The sequence below is a fragment of the Bradyrhizobium sp. Leo170 genome (assembly GCF_004296405.1).
GTDB lineage: Bacteria > Pseudomonadota > Alphaproteobacteria > Rhizobiales > Xanthobacteraceae > Bradyrhizobium.
In genome coordinates this window covers 14,346-33,224 of record NZ_PSRR01000056.1, presented here as the reverse complement: position 1 = coordinate 33,224, position 18,879 = coordinate 14,346, and the positions used below count along the sequence as shown (strand labels likewise).

General features: G+C 62.3%; 21 protein-coding genes, 2 pseudogenes and 1 riboswitch. Of the genes and pseudogenes, 13 read left to right on the top strand and 10 right to left on the bottom strand.

The window, feature by feature from the left end:
- Window positions 1-290 precede the first annotated feature (290 nt).
- Complete coding sequence (locus CWO89_RS12865) at window positions 291-719, bottom strand: hypothetical protein (RefSeq protein WP_130578970.1); 429 nt, start codon at window positions 717-719, stop codon at window positions 291-293.
- 477 nt (window positions 720-1,196) lie between these two features.
- Between CWO89_RS12865 and CWO89_RS12860 the strand changes: the two genes are divergently transcribed.
- Window positions 1,197-1,955 (top strand): Crp/Fnr family transcriptional regulator, encoded by a 759-nt coding sequence (locus CWO89_RS12860; protein WP_165421121.1) that lies wholly within the window; start codon window positions 1,197-1,199, stop codon window positions 1,953-1,955.
- Between the two features lie 409 nt (window positions 1,956-2,364).
- Here the strand turns inward: CWO89_RS12860 and CWO89_RS12855 are convergent, their stop codons facing one another.
- Window positions 2,365-2,769 carry a four-helix bundle copper-binding protein gene (locus CWO89_RS12855; protein WP_130578968.1) on the bottom strand — a complete coding sequence of 135 codons (405 nt, stop codon included), beginning with the start codon at window positions 2,767-2,769 and terminating at the stop codon, window positions 2,365-2,367.
- Here CWO89_RS12855 and CWO89_RS49480 point away from each other — a divergent pair.
- Window positions 2,696-3,601: pseudogene (locus tag CWO89_RS49480) on the top strand (PAS domain-containing protein); the annotation flags it as partial. The gene CWO89_RS12855 and the pseudogene CWO89_RS49480 sit on opposite strands and share 74 nt — an antisense overlap.
- Before the next feature lie 170 nt (window positions 3,602-3,771).
- Here the strand turns inward: CWO89_RS49480 and CWO89_RS47830 are convergent.
- Both CWO89_RS47830 and CWO89_RS47825 read right to left on the bottom strand, forming a co-directional pair.
- Window positions 3,772-3,933: a hypothetical protein gene (locus tag CWO89_RS47830; RefSeq protein ID WP_245476131.1), complete on the bottom strand. Its 162-nt coding sequence runs from the start codon at window positions 3,931-3,933 to the stop codon at window positions 3,772-3,774.
- Window positions 3,934-4,167 carry a hypothetical protein gene (locus CWO89_RS47825; protein WP_245476130.1) on the bottom strand — a complete coding sequence of 78 codons (234 nt, stop codon included), beginning with the start codon at window positions 4,165-4,167 and terminating at the stop codon, window positions 3,934-3,936.
- A gap of 11 nt (window positions 4,168-4,178) precedes the next feature.
- Here CWO89_RS47825 and CWO89_RS12840 point away from each other — a divergent pair, with 11 nt between their 5' ends.
- The 3 genes from CWO89_RS12840 to crcB all read left to right on the top strand — a co-directional run bounded on the left by CWO89_RS12840 (window position 4,179) and on the right by crcB (window position 5,384).
- Window positions 4,179-4,559 carry a methyl-accepting chemotaxis protein gene (locus CWO89_RS12840; RefSeq protein WP_130578967.1) on the top strand — a complete coding sequence of 127 codons (381 nt, stop codon included), beginning with the start codon at window positions 4,179-4,181 and terminating at the stop codon, window positions 4,557-4,559.
- 55 nt (window positions 4,560-4,614) lie between these two features.
- Window positions 4,615-4,678: riboswitch (Fluoride riboswitch) on the top strand.
- Window positions 4,679-4,802: 124 nt separating this feature from the next.
- Window positions 4,803-4,991: a hypothetical protein gene (locus tag CWO89_RS12835; RefSeq protein ID WP_130578966.1), complete on the top strand. Its 189-nt coding sequence runs from the start codon at window positions 4,803-4,805 to the stop codon at window positions 4,989-4,991.
- Window positions 4,992-5,003: 12 nt separating this feature from the next.
- Window positions 5,004-5,384: a fluoride efflux transporter CrcB gene (gene crcB / locus CWO89_RS12830; protein ID WP_130578965.1), complete on the top strand. Its 381-nt coding sequence runs from the start codon at window positions 5,004-5,006 to the stop codon at window positions 5,382-5,384.
- Between the two features lie 27 nt (window positions 5,385-5,411).
- Here the strand turns inward: crcB and CWO89_RS12825 are convergent, their stop codons facing one another.
- The 6 genes from CWO89_RS12825 to CWO89_RS12800 all read right to left on the bottom strand — a co-directional run bounded on the left by CWO89_RS12825 (window position 5,412) and on the right by CWO89_RS12800 (window position 9,853).
- Window positions 5,412-5,723 (bottom strand): HigA family addiction module antitoxin, encoded by a 312-nt coding sequence (locus CWO89_RS12825; protein WP_130578964.1) that lies wholly within the window; start codon window positions 5,721-5,723, stop codon window positions 5,412-5,414.
- Window positions 5,724-5,733: 10 nt separating this feature from the next.
- Entirely contained in the window at window positions 5,734-6,012 is a 279-nt protein-coding gene (locus CWO89_RS12820) for a type II toxin-antitoxin system RelE/ParE family toxin (RefSeq protein ID WP_130578963.1), read from the bottom strand.
- An 86-nt stretch (window positions 6,013-6,098) separates the two neighbouring features.
- On the bottom strand, window positions 6,099-7,484 hold the full coding sequence (gene gor, locus CWO89_RS12815) for a glutathione-disulfide reductase (RefSeq protein ID WP_130578962.1): 1,386 nt from the start codon (window positions 7,482-7,484) through the stop codon (window positions 6,099-6,101).
- Window positions 7,485-7,508: 24 nt separating this feature from the next.
- Window positions 7,509-8,051: a DUF2059 domain-containing protein gene (locus tag CWO89_RS12810; RefSeq protein WP_130578961.1), complete on the bottom strand. Its 543-nt coding sequence runs from the start codon at window positions 8,049-8,051 to the stop codon at window positions 7,509-7,511.
- A gap of 25 nt (window positions 8,052-8,076) precedes the next feature.
- Window positions 8,077-8,769: a ribose-5-phosphate isomerase RpiA gene (gene rpiA / locus CWO89_RS12805; RefSeq protein ID WP_130578960.1), complete on the bottom strand. Its 693-nt coding sequence runs from the start codon at window positions 8,767-8,769 to the stop codon at window positions 8,077-8,079.
- 250 nt (window positions 8,770-9,019) lie between these two features.
- Window positions 9,020-9,853 carry an SDR family NAD(P)-dependent oxidoreductase gene (locus CWO89_RS12800; protein ID WP_130578959.1) on the bottom strand — a complete coding sequence of 278 codons (834 nt, stop codon included), beginning with the start codon at window positions 9,851-9,853 and terminating at the stop codon, window positions 9,020-9,022.
- 81 nt (window positions 9,854-9,934) lie between these two features.
- Between CWO89_RS12800 and gph the strand changes: the two genes are divergently transcribed.
- The 8 genes and pseudogenes from gph to CWO89_RS48840 all read left to right on the top strand — a co-directional run bounded on the left by gph (window position 9,935) and on the right by CWO89_RS48840 (window position 18,730).
- Window positions 9,935-10,621: a phosphoglycolate phosphatase gene (gene gph / locus CWO89_RS12795; RefSeq protein WP_130578958.1), complete on the top strand. Its 687-nt coding sequence runs from the start codon at window positions 9,935-9,937 to the stop codon at window positions 10,619-10,621.
- A 151-nt stretch (window positions 10,622-10,772) separates the two neighbouring features.
- Window positions 10,773-11,246, top strand: coding sequence for a hypothetical protein (locus CWO89_RS12790; RefSeq protein WP_130578957.1), 474 nt, complete (start codon window positions 10,773-10,775; stop codon window positions 11,244-11,246).
- A 131-nt stretch (window positions 11,247-11,377) separates the two neighbouring features.
- Entirely contained in the window at window positions 11,378-12,412 is a 1,035-nt protein-coding gene (gene moaA, locus CWO89_RS12785) for a GTP 3',8-cyclase MoaA (protein WP_130578956.1), read from the top strand.
- Window positions 12,413-12,616: 204 nt separating this feature from the next.
- Window positions 12,617-13,645: pseudogene (locus tag CWO89_RS12780) on the top strand (TRAP transporter large permease subunit); the annotation flags it as partial.
- Window positions 13,646-13,891: 246 nt separating this feature from the next.
- Entirely contained in the window at window positions 13,892-14,473 is a 582-nt protein-coding gene (locus CWO89_RS12775; protein WP_130578955.1) for a TRAP transporter small permease subunit, read from the top strand.
- A 26-nt stretch (window positions 14,474-14,499) separates the two neighbouring features.
- Window positions 14,500-16,155, top strand: a complete 1,656-nt coding sequence (locus tag CWO89_RS12770) for a TRAP transporter large permease (RefSeq protein ID WP_130578954.1) — start codon at window positions 14,500-14,502, stop codon at window positions 16,153-16,155.
- A 42-nt stretch (window positions 16,156-16,197) separates the two neighbouring features.
- Window positions 16,198-17,478, top strand: coding sequence for a sodium:proton antiporter NhaD (nhaD, locus tag CWO89_RS12765; RefSeq protein ID WP_130578953.1), 1,281 nt, complete (start codon window positions 16,198-16,200; stop codon window positions 17,476-17,478).
- 79 nt (window positions 17,479-17,557) lie between these two features.
- Entirely contained in the window at window positions 17,558-18,730 is a 1,173-nt protein-coding gene (locus tag CWO89_RS48840) for a YXWGXW repeat-containing protein (RefSeq protein ID WP_130578952.1), read from the top strand.
- The last annotated feature ends 149 nt before the right edge of the window (window positions 18,731-18,879 follow it).

Below are 18,879 nucleotides of genomic sequence, written 5' to 3'. Positions count from 1 at the left end.
TGATTTGCCCGACGGGTTAAGCGGTTTATTTTTCGCGGCAAGGCTGGACGGGGCAAATCACGTTGGAATCGCTTGCATAATTCGTCTCGCCGCGCACGCGACACTAGCCCCTCATGGTGAGAAGCGACGGGCACGACGTAGGACCTTTCGAGAATGGCGCGCACTCTCGCGAACATCGGGCGATTGCAGCAGCGGCTGCCATTGCGCGTCAGGCCCGGTGGAAGCGGCGACAAATCTGAGAGCGGGCGGCAGCCGCCTTGGCGCACTACCGTCCGCAATCGATTTCGTCACTACCGATATCCATAGGGATACTGACCCGGGCAGACCCAATTGCCGTAGGTGTCATAGGAGCAGTTGTTGTAGCCGCCGCCGTAGTAGCCGTAGGCCCCGGCTGCGGCGGCTCCGACCGCTGCCGCACCCAGACCATAGGCCGCTCCTGTCCACGCCCCACGATAAGCCGCATTGCCGTAAACCCCTCGGGCAACCGGCCGCCCCGCTATTGGCCGATACCCGTATCCACGTCCGGCGACCCCGTATCCGCCGACGCGCCCGGCATGAACGGCCCCGCCCCGGAACTGAGCGCCGCGCATGCCGCCGCCATGAAATCCACCGGCACGGAGCCCTCCACCTCCACCACGGCGGGCAAAAGCGTCATCTGGAACCAAACTGGCAGCGACAAGAATGGCTGCCGCGAAGCCGATGAGACCGTAACGAGCCATGGGCATCCTCCCGATTATGGAGTGCCGTCGATCCGATAGCTCCGGCAGAGATGCCCGCGCCAACGGCGACCAGCACCGCCCACAGTTTTCGTCGCGAGCCTGCATTTCGTTTGACTTGGATCAAAGCCTTCCACGAGTTCACCGCCCCATCCGCCGAGCTTGATCCAGATCAAAACGCCCCGAGGTTCTTACGAAATCGTTCATCGTGGAGGGCTAGCGCGATTTTGGATTTAGGCGCATAATTTTAGCGTTGCTGGTGGCGTTTATTCGCGGGCGTCGGTAACCGAGAGATCGGTTGTGCTCCCGCCGGTTGCGGACGCTAAGGTGCTTCGCGAAGAGGCTGCCAAGCTACCACCACTGCGTTTCAAGCAGGACAACTTAGCGAAATGAAAGACCATCAGGCGCGGCACCGCAGCCTGGCCCCCGAAATTTTCTGCAGAGAGCCGCGCGTCCGTCGAGGGAAGGAGCTTTCCCGTGATGGAGCACCCTACCAGGGTTGGTAATCGACTGTTAGCTGCACTGCCGCCGGCAGATTTTAATTTGCTCGCTCCCTACCTCCGAAACGTATCGCTTGAACGCGACGAGGTTCTGATACGATCGACGGAGCGAATTGAGCAGATCTATTTCCCATGCAGCGCGACGATTTCGTTCATGCTGGACTTGCCCAACGGACAAACGGTGGCAACCGCTGTCATCGGGAATGAGGCAGCCGCGGGGCTGTTGTCGGCGCTGGGCCCCACCCGCTCTGAGGCGACCGCGATCGTGCTCGTCGCGGGGACATCGTTGCAGATTTCTCCTGCACGATTTCATGCGGCCTTCAGCCACAGTGGCGCGATCAGGGATTTGGTTTGGGCCCACACCGGGGTCCTGATGACGCAATTCCAGTACGTGGGCGCCTGCAATGCGCTGCACTCGGTCGACGCCCGCTTGGCGCGGTGGCTGCTCCACATCCACGATAGAATTCATGGTGACACCCTGCCGGTGACGCAGGAGGAACTTTCGATCTTGCTCGGCGTGCGGCGAACGACCGTGACGCAGGTCGTGCACAAGCTTCGGATGTCGCGCGCCATCCGGTCCAATCGACGGGGTCTGATTGAGATTGACAGACCGCGGCTCGAAGCAGCGGCATGCGATTGCTACAAGGCTATGTGCCGCAGAATCGATCGCATTGTGTCGCCGCCGGAAAGGAGGCCTCACAGTCACGCCGCGCCGGGTGCACAAATTCCACGAGAGTGAGATCCCATTTTGCCCAAGTCCGGCATTGAGTCCATTTCGCCGTTCACGCTTGTGGCCCAATGTATTCTCTGATGTGCAAGAGCACATCACGCTCGTCCTTCGCTTTAATGGTGGCTGGACCGTCGCTTCGATTGGCCACGGGCTTTCTTTGCGAGCAAGCGCTTCAACTTGGCTCGCAGGCGAAGAATCTCTTCGTACCTCGCGCGGAGATCGTTTCTGATCCAGGGCGCTGATGGCGGCTCGTTGCGGCGGTTGCGGTTTGGCATACCGCAACCTAGTGCCGAGATTTCCCGAGTGCAGCAGAATACCAGAATTAAGCTTGATGCCGCGGTTTCAGGTTAATTCTGGAACCGGCGATTATAGCAAGAGGAATGTCTTCGCTGCTGCGCCGCGAGATTTGCCAATCCCCTCAATGCGCCATGCTGCGTCCGGCCTCGTCGCAGGCCTGCATGCAGCGGCGGCAGGCGTCCGCGCAGATGCGGCAATGCTCGTGCTCGCCTGCGTGTTTCTGGCATTCGTCGGCGCAGAGCCGGCAGGCCGCAGTGCACGTGTGCAGCATGCGGCGGATCATCTCGTCATCCCAGCCGGTCTGACGCGTGGCCATCCTGCCCGTGACGTTGCAGACATCTGCACAGTCGAGATTGAGGCGGATGCATTGCGTCAGCGACTTGACCATGTCCTCCGCCAGGCAAGCGTCGGCGCAAGAGGTGCAGATCTGGGCGCAGGAATAGCATTCCTCGATGCAGCGGACGAGCAGGCCATCGCCCTCGCCATGGGCCCGTGGGTGCCGGCTGATCATTTCCTGGACTTGCATGGAACTCTCCGCAGGTTTTGAGGTGTTTCCTCGTTCGCCTAATTGCCGAACGTCAGAAAGGTTCTCTCAAACGCTTGAAACGGGTCTCGACGCTCGCACGCAGGCGGAGCGGCGAAAGCGAAACTGCCTCGCGTGGCGGCGTATGAGGTTCCCGACCTCGCGGCTGGCTCGTTTGCGCCCTGCACCGTGCGACGAGAGTTGTAGTGTACGAGTTTGGAAACGTGCGGTCGAATCAATTACCGTGCCTTCTCGTCGGATTCTCCGCGGCTTACGGGGCTGCCGCGGGGCATCCATGGAAGTTGCAATGCTGGGGGATGAGCTGATGCTTTCGGGTTTCAAGCCGAAAGGCGAATTTCGACTGTTGGATCACATGCCGATCAGCGTGATGATCTGCGAGCTGACCGATTTCAAGATCATCTACCTCAACGAATCCACCAGGCAGAATCTCAAGAAGATCGAGCATGTGTTGCCTGTGAAGGTCGACGCCCTGCTCGGCCAATCGATCGACATCTTCCATAAAGAACCGCAGCGCCAGCGCCGGCTGCTCTCCAATCCGAAGAATTTGCCGCACAAGGCGCGCATCACGATCGGCGGCGAGACCCTCGACCTCACGGTGACCGCGATGATGGACAGCCGCGGCCGCTACACCGGACCGATGCTGACCTGGGAACTGGCGACTGAAAAGGCGAAGCTCGAGGCCGAGACCGAACGGCAACTGCAGATGCTCGACAACATGCCCATCAACATCATGATGTGCGATCCCGATAGCAGGATCACCTACATCAACAAGACCAGCCTGAAGACGCTCGACACCGTCAAGCACCTGCTCCCGGTGCCGCCGGACCAGATTCTCGGAAAATCCTTCGATATCTTTCACAGGAATCCACAGCACCAGCGCCGCATCGTCGGAGATCCGCGGAATTTGCCGCACGCGGCCAAGATCAAGCTGGGACCGGAAACACTCGACCTCAGGGTCTCCGCGCTGTCGGACAAGAACGGCAATTATGCCGGCGCGATGCTGAGCTGGGCGGTGGTCACCCGCAATGTGAAGCTGGCTGATAACTTCGAGAAGAACGTGAAGGGCCTCGTGGGCACGCTGGCCTCGGCTTCCGGCCAGATGCAGACCACGGCGCAGTCGCTCTCGGCGACCGCCGAATTCGTCAATCAGAGGTCATCGAGCGCAGCATCGGCCTCAGAACAGCTCTCCTCTTCGGTCAACGAGATCAGCCGGCAGGTCACCGAAGCCAGCCGCGTGGCCAAGGCGGCCGTTGAAGAGGCCGAGAAATCGGACAGGCTGGTCACGGGACTTGTGACCGTCGCGCAGCGGATCGGCGATGTCGTCGCCTTGATCAGCCAGATCGCCGGCCAGACCAACCTCCTCGCCCTGAACGCGACCATCGAATCGGCCCGTGGACGCGGGCAGAGGATTCGCCGTGGTGGCCTCGGAGGTGAAGGCGCTCGCCGGCCAAACCGCGAAGGCAACCGAGGACATTGCCACGCAGATCCAGGAGATGCAGGCGGCCACCGGCGACACCGCCGCCGCGCTCAAGGCGATCTCGCAGACCATCACAGAGATCAACGAGATCAGCACCGCGATTGCGAGCGCCGTGGAGGAGCAAGCCGCCGCGACCAAGGAAGTCACCACCAACATCAGCGGAACCAATCGCGCCATCGGCGACACCAGCCAGGCCGCCAGCAACGTGCTCGCCGCCTCGGGAAGCCTCGCAAAAAACGCCTCCGATCTGGAAATCGAAGTCGACAAGTTCCTCGCCAGCGTGCGCGCGATGTAGCCGGGCGAGCCAGACCAAGCTTCCTTGACCGGCGTCGATCATGTGTTAGCCTGTAACTGCAGATGGGGATGGAGTCCCCCGATACCCGCCCGTCGTGGGCTAATGACTCCTGCTGAGTGAGGCGGCAAGCCTCGCTGCGGCGGGAGCATGGATCTCACCCGCTGACAGCGGGTTTTTTGCTGCCTCGAAAAGGAAAGAGGCGGCGATGCAACCAAAGCAACGCGCATATCGCAGAGGCAGCCGATGACGCGGCTGCGCGTCCTGCTGCGCCTGATCAGTGGTGACCGCTTCGCGCGCGCCCTGCTCTGCGCCGTGTCAGCAGCCTCGATCCTTGCCTTCGTCTTCGGTGCTGCGGCCGAACTCGTCATCGCCTTGCTGGTCCTCGGCGTTGCGACGGCGCTTGCCGAAATCTCCATGCATCCAAACGAATAGAAAGTAGGTGATATGCTCGGTTACGTTCTGGTTTTCGTCGGCGCCGGAATTGGCGGCGCCTTGCGTCACGGCGTCAATCTCTCCACCGCCCGCACGTTCGGGACCGGCTTCCCGTACGGGACGCTGACGGTCAACGTCGTAGGCTCGCTGGTGATGGGTTTGCTTGCGGGCTATTTCGCCTTCCGAGGGGAAGCCGCCCAGACCTGGCGTCTATTCCTGACCACGGGCATCCTCGGCGGCTTCACCACCTTCTCCTCGTTCTCGCTCGATACAGCCCTGCTCTATGAACGCGGCGAGCTCGGCCTGACGCTGCTCTATGTGGCAGTGTCGTTCGCCTGCTCGGTCGGCGCGCTGTTCGTGGGGTTATGGGCTGTGCGCAGTCTTGTGCAGTGATGGGCTGGTTTCACTGCCAAGCCCGATTCAGGCAACTTCCAGTGTCGGGATATTCTTGATCCTCTCGCCAAGCTCTTGCTGCGCCCGATGCAAATCGTAGCGCTTCTGCAAATTGAGCCAGAGATCGGGACCGTTCCCGCACAGCTTCCCAAGTCGCAACGCCATGATCGGCGTCACCGGCTGCTTTTCCGTAAGCACATCGTAAAGCGTCTGGCGCGAAACCCCCAGCAGCTTAGCGATCTCCGTCTTGGGCCGACCGATAGCGGGCAAAATCTCCTCGCGAAGAAGTTCGCCCGGATGCATCGGCGGTAAACCTCTTTTCGGAAGCTTCCTGGCCATGAACTTGTCCTCAATGATAGTCTTCCAGATCGACGTCGACGGCATCGCCTTCGATCCAGCCGAACGTGATACGCCAGTTTCCGCTCGCGTTCACAGCGTACCGACCTTTTTCGCGGCCGACGAGGGCATGAAAGCGGAACCCCGGCAAATTCATGTCTTCGGGCCGCGACGCATCGTCCGGCGCCCGCAGAATATTGGCCACCCGCTTCGAGTTCTGCACGCTGAGCCGACGCCCGTCCCCGGTCGCGAAAAACCGTTCGAGAGCCTTGTCCCGGAACGAGCGGATCATGGCGATGATGTAAGGTAATAGCTTACATATATCAAGTGATGCTTTACAGATCGCGCCGCGGCGAAAAGCCAATCCGCCCTACGCACCTACTCCGCGGCTTGCCTTACATAGCGCGCGCTCGGGGTGCGCATGGTCACGAGTTCTTCGGCGGCGGTCGGATGCAACGCGAAGGTTGCGTCGAAATCGGCCTTGGTCGCTTTCATCTTCACCGCGATCGCGACCACCTGGATGGTCTCCGCGGCGCAATCGCCGACGATGTGACAGCCGAGCACGCGGTCGCTAACGCCGTCGACCACGAGCTTCATCAACACGCGGGTGTCGCGTCCTGACATCGTCGCCTTGATGGGGCGGAAACTGGTCTTGTAGATGTCGACGTGGCTGAATTGCGCGCGCGCCTCGGCCTCCGTCAGACCCACAGTGCCGACCTCCGGATGCGAGAACACCGCGGTCGGAATGCTGGTGTGATCGACCATGACCGGGCGCTTGCCGAACACGGTGTCGGCAAAGGCGTGGCCCTCGCGGATTGCGACCGGCGTCAGGTTATGGCGATGGGTGACGTCGCCGATGGCGTAGATGTTCGGCACCGAGCTTTTCGACCAGGCATCGACCGCAATGCCGCCATTGTCCGGGTTGATGGCGACGCCCGCCTTCTCCAGGCCGAGATTGGCGACATTCGGATGCCGGCCGATCGCGAACATCACCTTCTCGGAGGCAAGGCTCGAGCCGTTGGACAGATGCGTGGTGAATTCCTTGCCGTGACGGTCGACCTTGGTGACGGTGCAGCCGGTCAGGATGGTGATGCCTCGCTTCTCCATCTCGGCACGCACATGCTCTCGGACGTCCTCGTCGAAGCCGCGCAGAATGTTGTCGCCGCGGTAGATCACGGTGACGTCGGAGCCGAAGCCGGCGAAGATGCCGGCGAATTCCAGCGCGATGTAGCCGCCGCCCTGGATCACGATGCGCCTCGGCAATTCGGCGAGGTGGAATGCCTCGTTGGAGGAGATCACGTGCTCGATACCGGGAATCACGGGCCCATGGTTGGGCGCGCCGCCGGTCGCGATCAGCACGTACTTGGCCTTGACCGTCTCGCCGGTCGAAAGACGGAGTGTGTGCGCGTCCTCGAAGACGGCCCGCGTCTTGACGATATGCGCGCCGGATTTTTCGACATTGGTCGTATAGGCCGCCTCCAGCCGCGCAATTTCCTTGTCCTTGTTGGCGACGAGCGTCGGCCAGTCGAACGAGGCTTGCGGGATGCTCCAGCCGAAGCCGGCGGCGTCCTCGATCTCCTGCTGGACGTGCGAGCCGATCACGAACAGCTTTTTTGGCACGCAGCCGCGGATCACGCAGGTACCGCCCATCCGGTACTCTTCGGCGACCATTACCTTGGCGCCATGGCCGGCGGCGATACGGGCGGCGCGAACCCCGCCCGAACCGCCCCCGATGACGAACAGATCGACGTCGTATTCAGCCATGGCGCTGTGTCCTAAACCAGAAAATCAGATCTCCTTGCCGCGCTTGCGCATCTCGGCCCGGAACTGGGCGTTCACAATCTCGGCGAACTGCTGCGCCCACTGGTTCATATAGGACATCGAGAACTGGATTGCCCGGGGCTCGCTGGCGAGCAGCTTCTGGCCCAACGGCGACTTGTAGAAGGTGACGAGGTCCTTCAGTTCCTGCTCGGTGAATTCGTTGGCATAGACCTTGGCCATGCCGTCGCCGATCTCCTGCTCGCGGCCGGCCAGGTTCTTGGCGACGATGGTGGCAACCTCGTTGAGGTCCTTCTGGTAGTTGAGGTTCGACTGCACCAGGCTTTCCTTGGTCTGCAGCACGATGTTGGGAACGGCGTTGGCGTACATCGCGCTCGCGTTCTTCATCTTGAGGATTTCCTTGGCGGCGGCGATCGCCGCGGGCGAGCCTTCCTTCAGCGTGGGCGCCGCCGCGGGAGCCGGCGCCTTCTGCTGCGCGCTCACCGATACGGCGGTCAGGGCCACAGCCAATCCGAGGCCCGTGGCCGACAAAATCCGTACAAAGCTCGTCATTCTAATTCTCCCAGAATTTACGGCGTCAGCGCCGTTCAACAACGCGAATTCCCTGCGCGCCCGCCAGCACGACCGTGCCGGCGAGACCGATGAACAACCCGTGCTCGACAACGCCCGGGATCACGCTCAGCAGTCCCGCCAGGCGCGGCGCATCCCCTATCCGTCCCAGATGGGCGTCGACAATCCAGTGGCCGCCATCGGTGACAAAAACGTGGCCGTCCTTGGCCGTCCGCAGCACCATCTCGCCGGCAACGCCGGCCTCCACAAAGGCTTTGGCGATCGCCGCCTTGGTCGCCGCGAGCCCAAACGGGATCACCTCGATCGGCAGCGGGAAACGGCCGAGCGGATCGACCCATTTGCTCTCATCGGCGATCACGACCATGCGATCGGATGCGGCCGCCACGATCTTCTCGCGGAGCAGCGCGCCACCGCCGCCCTTGATCAGGTTGAGCGCGGGATCGACTTCGTCGGCGCCGTCGACCGTGAGATCGAGATGGTCGATCTCGTCCAGCGTGGCGAGCGCAATGCCGCAGGCTTCCGCCTGCGCGCGGGTCGCCTCCGAGGTCGGCACGCCCACGACCTTCATGCCGGCCCGCACCTTCTCGCAGAGCAGGTCGACGAAATGCTTGGCGGTCGACCCGGTGCCGAGCCCGAGCTTCATGCCGTCGCGCACTTCTTGCAGGGCGCGCGCAGCGGCCTGTCGTTTCAATCCGTCCATGTCCACGTGCGACGATTTCCCAGGACTTGTTCTCGGGGCTAGTTCGCGGGATCAGTTCTAAGGCTTGGGAGCGGCCCCATCCCCGCTCCGGCGGCGCATATCTAGCCGCCTTTTGCGCGCAGGGACAGCGCCAATAGCGCCTTATACGGCGGCGGAATGCAGTTTTAATATTCGATCAGAATCGAGCGCCAGCGTGCTGTTTTTCCACGCTTTCTTCCGACGAGGCGACGCTTCGTCCTCAACCGAAAGATTAACTTGAGACCTCGTCCATCGCGGCCAGGATCGCGGCAAACCGTGCCTCGACCTCGGCCCGCATGCCGGGATGGGTAAATACATAGAGGCGATCTTCCCGTATCGCGGCAAGCACACGTGCGGCGACATCGGCCGGATCCATGCCCGCCTCCAATTGCCGCGCGATCTCCGCGACCATGGCGGCCGCCGGGCTCGCGGGATCAAGCGCGGGTGACGGACCGTAGCGCGGAGGGCGGTTACGTCCGCTCTCGCCGATCCGGGTCCGCACGAAGCTCGGGCACAGCACGCTGACGCCGATACCAAGCGGCTTGAGCCGCAGGGCCAGTCCTTCCGACATGCTGACGACCGCGAATTTCGTCGCCGAGTAAGCGCTGAAGCCGAGCCCCCCGTTCATCCCGGCCATCGAGGCGGTGTTGACGATGTGTCCGCCCTCGCCGTGCTTGCGCATGTGCGGCAGGAAGCTTGCGATGCCATGCACGACGCCCATCAGGTTGACATCGATCACCCAGCGCCAGCTCTCGAGCGAGATGGCGTCGATGCCGCCGCCGGCGGCGACGCCGGCATTGTTGCAGAGGATGTGGACATTGCCGAAGGCATCGAACGTGGCGCCGGCGGCGTCCTCGACGCTTGCGGGATCGGCGACATCGCAGATCGTGCCTCTGATGCTCGGGCCAAACTCAGCCAGACTTTTGACAGCGCGCTCCAGCGCGTCCGCCTCGATATCGGCGAGCATCACCTTCATGCCGGCCTCTGCGAACGCACGACTGAGCGCAAGGCCGATGCCGCTGGCCCCTCCCGTGACAAAAGCTGTTCTGCCGGCAAGTTCACGCATGGAACGCCCTCCCATAACGCTCACAGCGAAGTCCGCCCTCTTCTCTTGCATGACGGCGCCGGAAACGATAGCCAAAGGAGGATGAACTCTCCCGGCATTGTCGTTTTCGATCTCGACGGTACCCTCGTCGATACCGCGCCCGACCTGATCAGCGCGCTGAATTACGTGCTGGACCGCGAGGGCTTGGCCCCGGTGCCGCTGCAATCGGCGCGGACCATGATCGGCGGCGGCGCACGCAGACTGATCGAGCGCGCGCTCGAGCTCGAGGGCCGCCACGCCAGCACCGACGACATCAGCCGGCTGACCAAGGATTTCATCGACTATTACGCCGCCCATATCGCCAACGAATCGCGCCCGTTCGAAGGCCTGGAAACCGCGCTGGACGAGCTCGCCGTGCAGGGGTTCCGCTTCGCGGTCTGCACCAACAAGCTCGAATTCCTGTCAAAGCTCCTGCTCGATCAGCTCGGCCTGAGCGGCCGGTTTGCGGCGATCTGCGGGGCTGACACCTTTGGGATCTCGAAACCGGATCCGGCGATCCTCCGGCAAACGGTGGCGCAGGCGGGCGGACAATTGTCCTCCGCAGTCATGGTCGGCGATGGCGGGCCGGATGTCGGAGTCGCCCGACGGGCAGGTATCCCGGTGATTGGGGTTGAATTCGGCTATACCGAGATACCTATCGCCGAATTGAAGCCGGATCGGCTGATCGGCCATATGCGGGAGCTGCCGGCGGCTGTCGACAGCCTCGCCAGGACTGTGAATATCTCGTAACCTACTGAGCTAACGTTGCTTTTTTGCAACGCCACGCGTCCTTATTAACCATCGCCTAGCGAATTCGCCCTGCGCCGTTGCGCCGCAGTGCCCACCCTCCTATGGTCCGCCCGGGGATTGTGGCTCTCAGCCACAGTTAGGTGGATCAATTATGCGTCGTGTCATCGCGATTGCCGTCGCCGGGGCAAGCCTGGCGGGCTGTTCGTCTTTTTCTTGGGATTCGTTCAAGTCGGCGCCTGCGCCGGTCCAGGTTCAGCTCGAATCGACGCCTCCGGGCGCGGACGCGGTGACCTCGGTCGGACCAGGCTGCAAAACGCCCTGCACCGTCTCGGTGGCAGCGCCCGACAGCGGCTTCTCCGTCACCTTCAACCTGCCGAAGTATGAATCGGCCACGGTTCCGGTCACGGTGGTCCGCAACCCCGGCGACCTCACCACTTCAGCATCGACCGTCGTCGATCCAAATCCCGTGGTTGCGGAACTGAAGCCCACGGCTCCGCCGCCCAGGGCGCGCAAGCCGCGACCGAAGCGGCCGAAGCCAGCCGCTGCGGCAGCACCTGCGGCCGAACCGGCCGCCGCGGCCAATGGCTCGGCCTTCCCCGACCCGAACGCGCCGGTGCAGCGCTGATTTGCACGTTCGCACTGCACTGTTTGACGGAGCGCATTGTCGGACGGTAACAAGCTGCCTAGATTGTGCTGGCGGAGCGTCACTTCCCTTTCGTCCGGCTCCGTCGAGCAAGGCGTTGGCAAGGCGTGTGAATGAGCGCGATTTCGCTTCCTCCATCCGAATCCCTGTTCCGTCCGATGACCGATCCGTTCGGCCGGACGATCCGCTACCTGCGCGTCTCCGTCACCGACCGCTGTGACTTGCGCTGCTTCTACTGCATGTCGGAAGACATGACCTTTCTGCCGAAAGCCGATCTCCTGACGCTGGAAGAGCTCGACCGGCTCTGCTCGGCCTTCATCGCCAAGGGCGTGCGCAAGCTCCGCCTCACCGGCGGCGAGCCCCTGGTGCGGCGCAATGTGATGACGCTGGTGCGCTCGCTGTCGCGGCATCTTGCGAACGGCGCGCTCGATGAATTGACGCTGACCACCAACGCCTCGCAGCTCGCGCGCTTCGCAGGCGAACTCGCCGATTGCGGCGTGCGCCGCATCAACGTCTCGCTCGACACGCTCGATGCCGACAAATTCCGCGCCATCACGCGCTGGGGCGACATCGACAAGGTGCTGGCCGGCATCGAGGCGGCACGCGCCGCAGGGCTTGCGGTCAAGATCAACGCGGTGGCGCTCAAGAACATGAACGAGGACGAGATCCCCTCGCTGATGGAGTGGGCGCACGGCAAGGGCATGGCGCTGACCTTGATCGAGGTGATGCCGATGGGCGACATCGGCGCCGGCCGTATCGATCAGTATGTGCCGCTATCGCTTGTCCGCGCCCGGCTGGAAAAGCAGTTCACGCTGACCGATCTCGACGAGAGCACCGGCGGCCCTGCCCGCTATGTCCGGGTCAGCGAGACCGGCGGCAAGCTCGGCTTCATCACGCCGATGACCCACAATTTCTGCGAATCCTGCAACCGCGTGCGCATCACCTGCACCGGCACGCTGCACACCTGCCTGGGCCACGAAGATGCCTCCGATTTGCGCAAACCGCTGCGGGCGTCGGCAGACAACGAGCTGTTGTCCGCCGCGATCGACCGCGCCATCGGCTTGAAGCCGAAGGGGCATGATTTCATCATCGACCGCCGCCACAACCGCCCCAGCGTCAGCCGGCATATGAGCGTCACCGGCGGCTGAGGCCGCCGCCCTCACCTCGCCCCGACCGGCCTCCTCCAAGCGCCAATCGCTCCGCGATTCACCAAGCCCACGCAGCGGCTTGGTCCCCGCGTCAATTTGCCCATTTTCCGATTGACGCTATCAATCCGCGCTGAAATGGTGCGGCAGCTTTCACTAGCCCGTGGCGTTCACGCTGGCCGCAGTCGGGCTTTCGTTCGGATTCCTCTGATCGTGCTTGCCGACCAGCTCGGCAAATCGGTCGGCGACATGTATCTCGGCGCCTGGGGGGCCGTCGATCTTCCAGATCCTGCTGTTCGCCGGCTACACCTTCCTGCTTGGCATCATCAAGCCGAGCCACGTGCCGGCAGTGCCGAAGGAAGCGCGCACGCTGACCGGCTGGGCATTGTGGAAGAAGTGCCTGCTCGGCCTCATCCCGTCAGCGGTGCTGATCTTCGTCGTGCTTGGCACCATGATGATGGGGCCTGCGACGCCGACCGAAGCCGGCGTCGTTGCCGCGGGCATCGGCACCATCGTCGCGATCCTCTACAGCGAGAATCTGGTCTTCAAGATCATGTTTGCCATCACCTACCTTGCGGTGATCTGGATCTGCCTCGAGGCGGTGCGCATTCCCGACCTGCGCGACTTGATCAAGCAGGGCTATGAGACGATCATGCGCATCACCTGCATGGTCACCTTCATCCTGATCGGCTCGACCTGCTTCTCGGTCGTGTTCCTCGGCGTCTCCGGCGACGTCTGGCTCGAGCACCATCTGACATCGCTGCTCGGCGGCGTCTGGGGCTTCCTGATCTTCATCAACCTCTTCATCTTCTTCCTGGCCTTCTTCCTGGCCTTCTTCCTCGACTTCTTCGAGATCGCGTTCATCATCCTGCCGATGATCGCGCCGGTCGCGCAGAAGATCCTGGCGCCGGTCGTCGGCCCCGACGCGGCGCTGATCTGGTTCGGCGTCATGCTCTGCGTGAACATGCAGACGTCGTTCCTGCACCCGCCGTTCGGATTCGCGCGGTTCTACTTGCGCGGCGTAGCGCCGAAGGAAGTGAAGAGCTCCGACATCTATTAGGGCGCGATGCCCTGGATCGGATTGCAGGCGATCATGGTCGCGCTGGTGATCGCCTTCCCGATCACGGTGACGGCCCTGCTCACGAGCCCCTCGACGTCGACCTGAACAAGGTGAAGATCGAGGTGCCGCAGATCGACCTGCCGCCGCTGGATTTCAGTCCTACACCGAAGCAATAACCGGACGGTCGGATCGATCCGGCCAAGTTCTTTCTCGAATCCCCATTGCTAAAAGTGGCCGGCGCAGGACGGGCGCTCGGCCTACCGCACCGCCAATTCCCCTTCAATATCAACAAACTTCCGATTGACGCCGGCTCTGCCCGCTGGTTTGGTGCGGCGGGCTTCATGCTAGCTTGGCTGGATAAGCCACTGCGCCCGGTGGGCGCAGTCAAGACGGCAAGGGTCCGAAGCGGGGAGGATCATCGGTTGCAATCGCTCTTGAAATTGAGCCGTGGCATTGACGCGTTCACACGCTGGACCGGCAAGCGCCTGGCATGGCTGATCCTGGTCGCGGTCATCATCTCGGCTGTCAACGCCATCGTCCGCAAGACGCTCGATATGTCGTCCAACTCCTGGCTTGAGCTTCAATGGGTGTTGTTCAGCGTCGTATTCCTGTTGTGCGCCCCCTGGACCTTGCTCGACAACGAACACATCCGAATCGATATCGTCAACAACGCGCTGCCCAAGAAGGTACGCAACATCATCGACGTCATCGGTCACGCGTTCTTCCTGCTGCCGCTCTGCATCGTCATGATCATCACCGGCGGCCCGTTCTTCGTGCGGTCCTACGAGCTCAACGAGCAATCCGGCAATGCCGGCGGTCTGCCGCAATGGCCGGCCAAGTCGCTGATCGTCATCGGATTCGCTTATCTATTTGTCCAGGGAATATCCGAACTGATCAAGCGCATCGCCGTGATGCGCGGCCTCATTCCGGATCCGCACGACACGCAGGTGAATGCCATCGAGGCCGAAGTCGAACACCTCGTTGAGGCGATCGAAAAGCGCTGATCGCAGGCGATCGCGGGGAAATTTGGATGACAGCTTTTCTTATCGACAATATGGCGCCGATCATGTTCGCGGCGCTGGTTATCACGCTTCTGCTCGGCTATCCCGCCGCGTTTTCGCTCGGCGCCGTCGGGCTGATCTTCGCCGTCGTTGGAATCGAGCTTGGACAATTCCACCCCGACTTCCTGCAGGCGCTGCCTGAACGCGTCTACGGGGTGATGAACAACGATACGCTGTTGGCAATCCCCTTCTTCACCTTCATGGGGCTTGTCCTCGAACGCTCCGGCATGGCCGAGGATCTGCTCGACACCATCGGCCAACTGTTCGGCACCATTCGCGGCGGCCTCGCCTACGCCGTCGTTTTCGTCGGCGCGCTGCTCGCCGCCACGACCGGCGTCGTCGCCGCATCCGTGATCTCGATGGGCCTGATCTCGCTGCCGATCATGCTCCGCTACGGCTACGACCGTCGCATGGCCACCGGCATCATCGCCGCTTCCGGCACCCTGGCCCAGATCATTCCGCCTTCCCTGGTGCTGATCGTGATGGCCGACCAGCTCGGCAAGTCGGTCGGCGACATGTACGAAGGCGCGTTCATTCCGGGCCTCGTGCTTGCCGGCCTTTATGCCGGCTACGCCTTCCTGGTCACGCTGCTGTTCCCCAAGGCGGTACCCGGCCTTCCTCCAGAAGCCATCGGCTTCCGCGAAAAGAATGGCAGCCGCGGGCTGTGGTCGCTCGGCGCGCTGTTCATTGCGAGCTCCGTGTTCGGTTGGTTCATGATGCGGGGCTCCGCCGTAAGCGGCGCCGACTACGTCGTGCTCAGCATGCTCTTCGGCATCCTGTTCGCGTTCTTCGTCGCCGTCCTTAACTGGATCATCGACAAGCTCACAGGCTTCCGCTTCCTCTCGGCGATGGCACAGCAAACCACGTTCGTAATGGTGCCGCCACTGTTCCTGATCTTCCTGGTGCTCGGCACCATCTTCATCGGCCTTGCCACGCCGACCGAAGGCGGCGCTATGGGCGCCGCGGGCGCGATCATTCTCGGCGCCATCAAGCGCCGGCTGAGCTGGGATCTGATCCGGCAGGCTGTGGAATCGACTGCGAAACTGTCGGCCTTCGTGGTATTCATCCTTGTCGGCGCCCGCGTCTTCTCGCTGACCTTCTATGGCGTCAACGGCCATGTATGGGTCGAGCATCTCCTGACCTCGCTTCCCGGCGGCCAGGTCGGCTTCCTGATCGTCGTCAATGCGATCGTCTTCGTCCTCGCCTTCTTCCTCGATTTCTTCGAACTCGCCTTCATCGTGATCCCGCTGCTCGGGCCCGCGGCCGAGAAGCTCGGCATCGACCTGATCTGGTTCGGCGTGATCCTCGGCGTCAACATGCAGACCTCGTTCATGCATCCGCCGTTCGGCTTCGCCCTGTTCTATCTGCGCTCGGTGGCTCCGAAGGAATCCTTTATCGATCGCGTCACCGGCAAGCGCATGGAGCCGGTGACGACAGGCCAGATCTATTGGGGGGCGGTGCCGTTCGTCGTGATCCAGATCATCATGGTCGGGCTGGTCATCCTGTTCCCGTCGATGGTGATGCACTACAAGGGCTCCATTTCGACCGTCGATCCGAACTCCGTCAAGATCGAGGTTCCGGAGATCGAGCTGCCGCCGCTGGATTTCGGACAGCCCAAGAATTGATCAAGAACTGATTTCGGCCTTGCGGGTTCACAGGGGCAGGTTTTGCTAGCCGCAATCATCGCGATTTTCGTCATCGCTTACGCCGCGATTGCGCTGGAGCATCCGATCGGCATCAACAAGTCGGCCTCGGCCTTGCTCGGCGCGGGAATGCTCTGGACGGTCTATGCCGTCGCGAGCGGAGACCCGGGGCTGATCGACAAGCAGCTCAACGAGTCCGTCTCCGCGACCGCCCAGATCGTCTTCTTCCTGATCGGCGCGATGACGATCGTCGAGGTGATCGATGCCCACAACGGCTTTGAGGTCATCACCTCGCTGATCCGCACCAGGAAGCAAGTCACCCTGATGTGGCTGATCGGTTTCGTGACCTTTTTCCTAAGCGCGATTCTGGACAACCTGACGACCACGATCGTGATGATATCGCTGATGCGCAAGCTGCTCGACAGCGCGAGCGACCGGCTGTTCTTCGCGTCCATGATCGTGATCGCGGCCAATGCCGGCGGCGCCTGGTCGGCGATCGGCGACGTGACCACCACGATGCTGTGGATCGGCGGACAGATCACGCCGCTCTCGATCATCGAAGGGGTTTTCCTGGCCTCGCTGATCAACCTGGTCGTGCCCCTCCTCGTCGTCGGCTACCTGTTAAGAGGCAAGGAGATCCCGGCGCTCCGTGAGCAGGACCGCGAAAGCTCGGCAACCAGCATCTTCGAGCGCAACATGATGTTCTATCTCGGCCTCGGTACCCTGATCGCGGTGCCCGTGTTCAAGACCGCGACGCACCTGCCGCCGTTCATGGGCATCCTGTTCGGCCTCGGTATCCTCTGGATGGTCGGTGAATTGATCCATCGGCACAAGGAGGAAGACGAAAAGCGACATCTCACCCTGGTCCACGCGCTGACGCGGATCGACATGAGCTCGATCGTCTTCTTCGTGGGGATCCTGCTGGCGGTCGCGGCGCTCGAGCACACTCACGTTCTCGAGATGCTGGCCAACTGGCTGGCGGCGAAGATCGGGCGCCAGGACATCATTGTCATTGCGCTCGGGTTGGTCAGCGCCGTCGTCGATAACGTGCCGCTGGTGGCGGCGACGATGGGCATGTACAGCCTGACGCAGTATCCGGCCGACAGTTTCCTGTGGGAGTTCATCGCTTACTGCGCCGGCACCGGTGGATCGATCCTGATCATCGGCTCGGCGGCAGGCGTCGCCGCGATGGGCTTGGAGAAGATCCAGTTCTTCTGGTACGTCCGACGCATCAGCGGCCTTGCCTTGCTCGGCTATCTCGCCGGCGCCGCCGCCTACATCATCCAGTACAGGCTGCTGCACTAGACCAGTGCGCCATAATGTTGCGTCATTCGCTCAACATCGTTCCGACTCGCGGGGAGCTGCTCATGTGGAAGGAACAAACATGCGACGCCTTCTATTCATCATCGGGCTTCTTGCCGCGCTAGTCGTTTCACCTGTCACCCAAGCCCAAATCATCAGCATTACGATCGCCCCGCCCGAGCTTCCGGTGTACGAGCAACCGCCGCTTCCCGCGCCTGGGTACATTTGGACGCCCGGCTACTGGGCTTACGGCCCGGACGGATATTACTGGGTTCCGGGAACCTGGGTGGAGCCGCCGGCCGTTGGCTTGTTGTGGACACCCGGTTACTGGGCGTGGCGTGAGGGCGTCTACGCGTGGAACACCGGCTATTGGGGGCCGCGTGTCGGTTTCTACGGTGGCGTCAACTATGGTTTCGGCTATGGCGGCGTCGGCTATGAAGGCGGCCACTGGGACAATGGCGTGTTGGCCTACAACCGCACCGTCAATAATTTCGGCAGCGTCAACGTCACCAACGTCTACAGCAAGACCGTGATCAACAACGTCACGCGTGTCAGCTTCAACGGCGGCAGTGGTGGAATCACGACTCAGCCGACGGCGCAAGAGCGGGTGGCTGCGCAAGATCACCACGTTACTCCTGCGCCTGCACAGATCCAGCAGCAGCACCTGGCGAGCACGAACAGAGCGCTGCTCGCCTCCGAGAACCATGGCCGCCCGGCAATCGCTGCGACAGCCAAGCCAGGCGAGTTCACCGGCAAGGGCATTGTCGCTGCACGCGAAGCAAAGCCGGGACCCGCACCGCTGCCGCAGCCGGTCGCTCCCAAAGCGCCTGCGAACAATGCGGTCGCCAACAAGCCGCTCGAGAGCAAGCCGCTTGCGGCCACCCCACCCGCCAATAAGCCTCTTGCGAACGATCCTCCCGCCGCGAACAAGCCACTTGAAAACAGGGCATCTGTTGGCTCGGAGCACGCTGCGCCGACCAACGGAGCGTTGCCCAAGCCGCCGAATGCGGTGGTCAGACCGGAAGCGAAGCCTCTGAATGCTGCAGCGAAGCCGGCAAATGTCGCAGCGAAACCGGTCGCCGCTCCACCGACGCCAAAACCAGGTGCCGTTGCCGCGGTCCCGAGGCTGCCCCAGCATCCACCCGCTGCTCCGGCGCCACACCGAGTTGCCGCCGCGTCGCATCCGGCGTCGCGCCCCACACCCCACCCGCCGGCTGCAAAGCGGAATGTCTCGCCGCATAACGAGGCGCACTAAAGCGCGATGAGATGAGGATGAATCATCGTCGCGCTTTAGATTATTGTTTGAGCATGATCTTCCCACGCAAACGCTTCGCGTTTGTCGCGAGGGAAAACCGGTTTCCACTTTTCCGGATCATGCTCCAGGCGACACTGGCATGCTTTCCG

Coding starts and splice junctions, on each gene's coding strand:
- gor (WP_130578962.1), bottom strand. CDS start 7,484: ATGGCTGAATACGACGTCGATCTGTTCGTCATCGGGGGCGGTTCGGGC.
- CWO89_RS12855 (WP_130578968.1), bottom strand. CDS start 2,769: ATGCAAGTCCAGGAAATGATCAGCCGGCACCCACGGGCCCATGGCGAG.
- CWO89_RS12825 (WP_130578964.1), bottom strand. CDS start 5,723: ATGGCCAGGAAGCTTCCGAAAAGAGGTTTACCGCCGATGCATCCGGGC.
- CWO89_RS12820 (WP_130578963.1), bottom strand. CDS start 6,012: ATGATCCGCTCGTTCCGGGACAAGGCTCTCGAACGGTTTTTCGCGACC.
- CWO89_RS12800 (WP_130578959.1), bottom strand. CDS start 9,853: ATGCGTGAACTTGCCGGCAGAACAGCTTTTGTCACGGGAGGGGCCAGC.
- rpiA (WP_130578960.1), bottom strand. CDS start 8,769: ATGGACGGATTGAAACGACAGGCCGCTGCGCGCGCCCTGCAAGAAGTG.
- CWO89_RS12860 (WP_165421121.1), top strand. CDS start 1,197: ATGGAGCACCCTACCAGGGTTGGTAATCGACTGTTAGCTGCACTGCCG.
- CWO89_RS12810 (WP_130578961.1), bottom strand. CDS start 8,051: ATGACGAGCTTTGTACGGATTTTGTCGGCCACGGGCCTCGGATTGGCT.
- CWO89_RS12770 (WP_130578954.1), top strand. CDS start 14,500: ATGACAGCTTTTCTTATCGACAATATGGCGCCGATCATGTTCGCGGCG.
- crcB (WP_130578965.1), top strand. CDS start 5,004: ATGCTCGGTTACGTTCTGGTTTTCGTCGGCGCCGGAATTGGCGGCGCC.
- gph (WP_130578958.1), top strand. CDS start 9,935: ATGAACTCTCCCGGCATTGTCGTTTTCGATCTCGACGGTACCCTCGTC.
- CWO89_RS12835 (WP_130578966.1), top strand. CDS start 4,803: ATGACGCGGCTGCGCGTCCTGCTGCGCCTGATCAGTGGTGACCGCTTC.
- CWO89_RS48840 (WP_130578952.1), top strand. CDS start 17,558: ATGCGACGCCTTCTATTCATCATCGGGCTTCTTGCCGCGCTAGTCGTT.
- CWO89_RS12790 (WP_130578957.1), top strand. CDS start 10,773: ATGCGTCGTGTCATCGCGATTGCCGTCGCCGGGGCAAGCCTGGCGGGC.
- moaA (WP_130578956.1), top strand. CDS start 11,378: ATGAGCGCGATTTCGCTTCCTCCATCCGAATCCCTGTTCCGTCCGATG.
- CWO89_RS47825 (WP_245476130.1), bottom strand. CDS start 4,167: ATGGTCGCGTTCAGGGCGAGGAGGTTGGTCTGGCCGGCGATCTGGCTG.
- CWO89_RS12865 (WP_130578970.1), bottom strand. CDS start 719: ATGGCTCGTTACGGTCTCATCGGCTTCGCGGCAGCCATTCTTGTCGCT.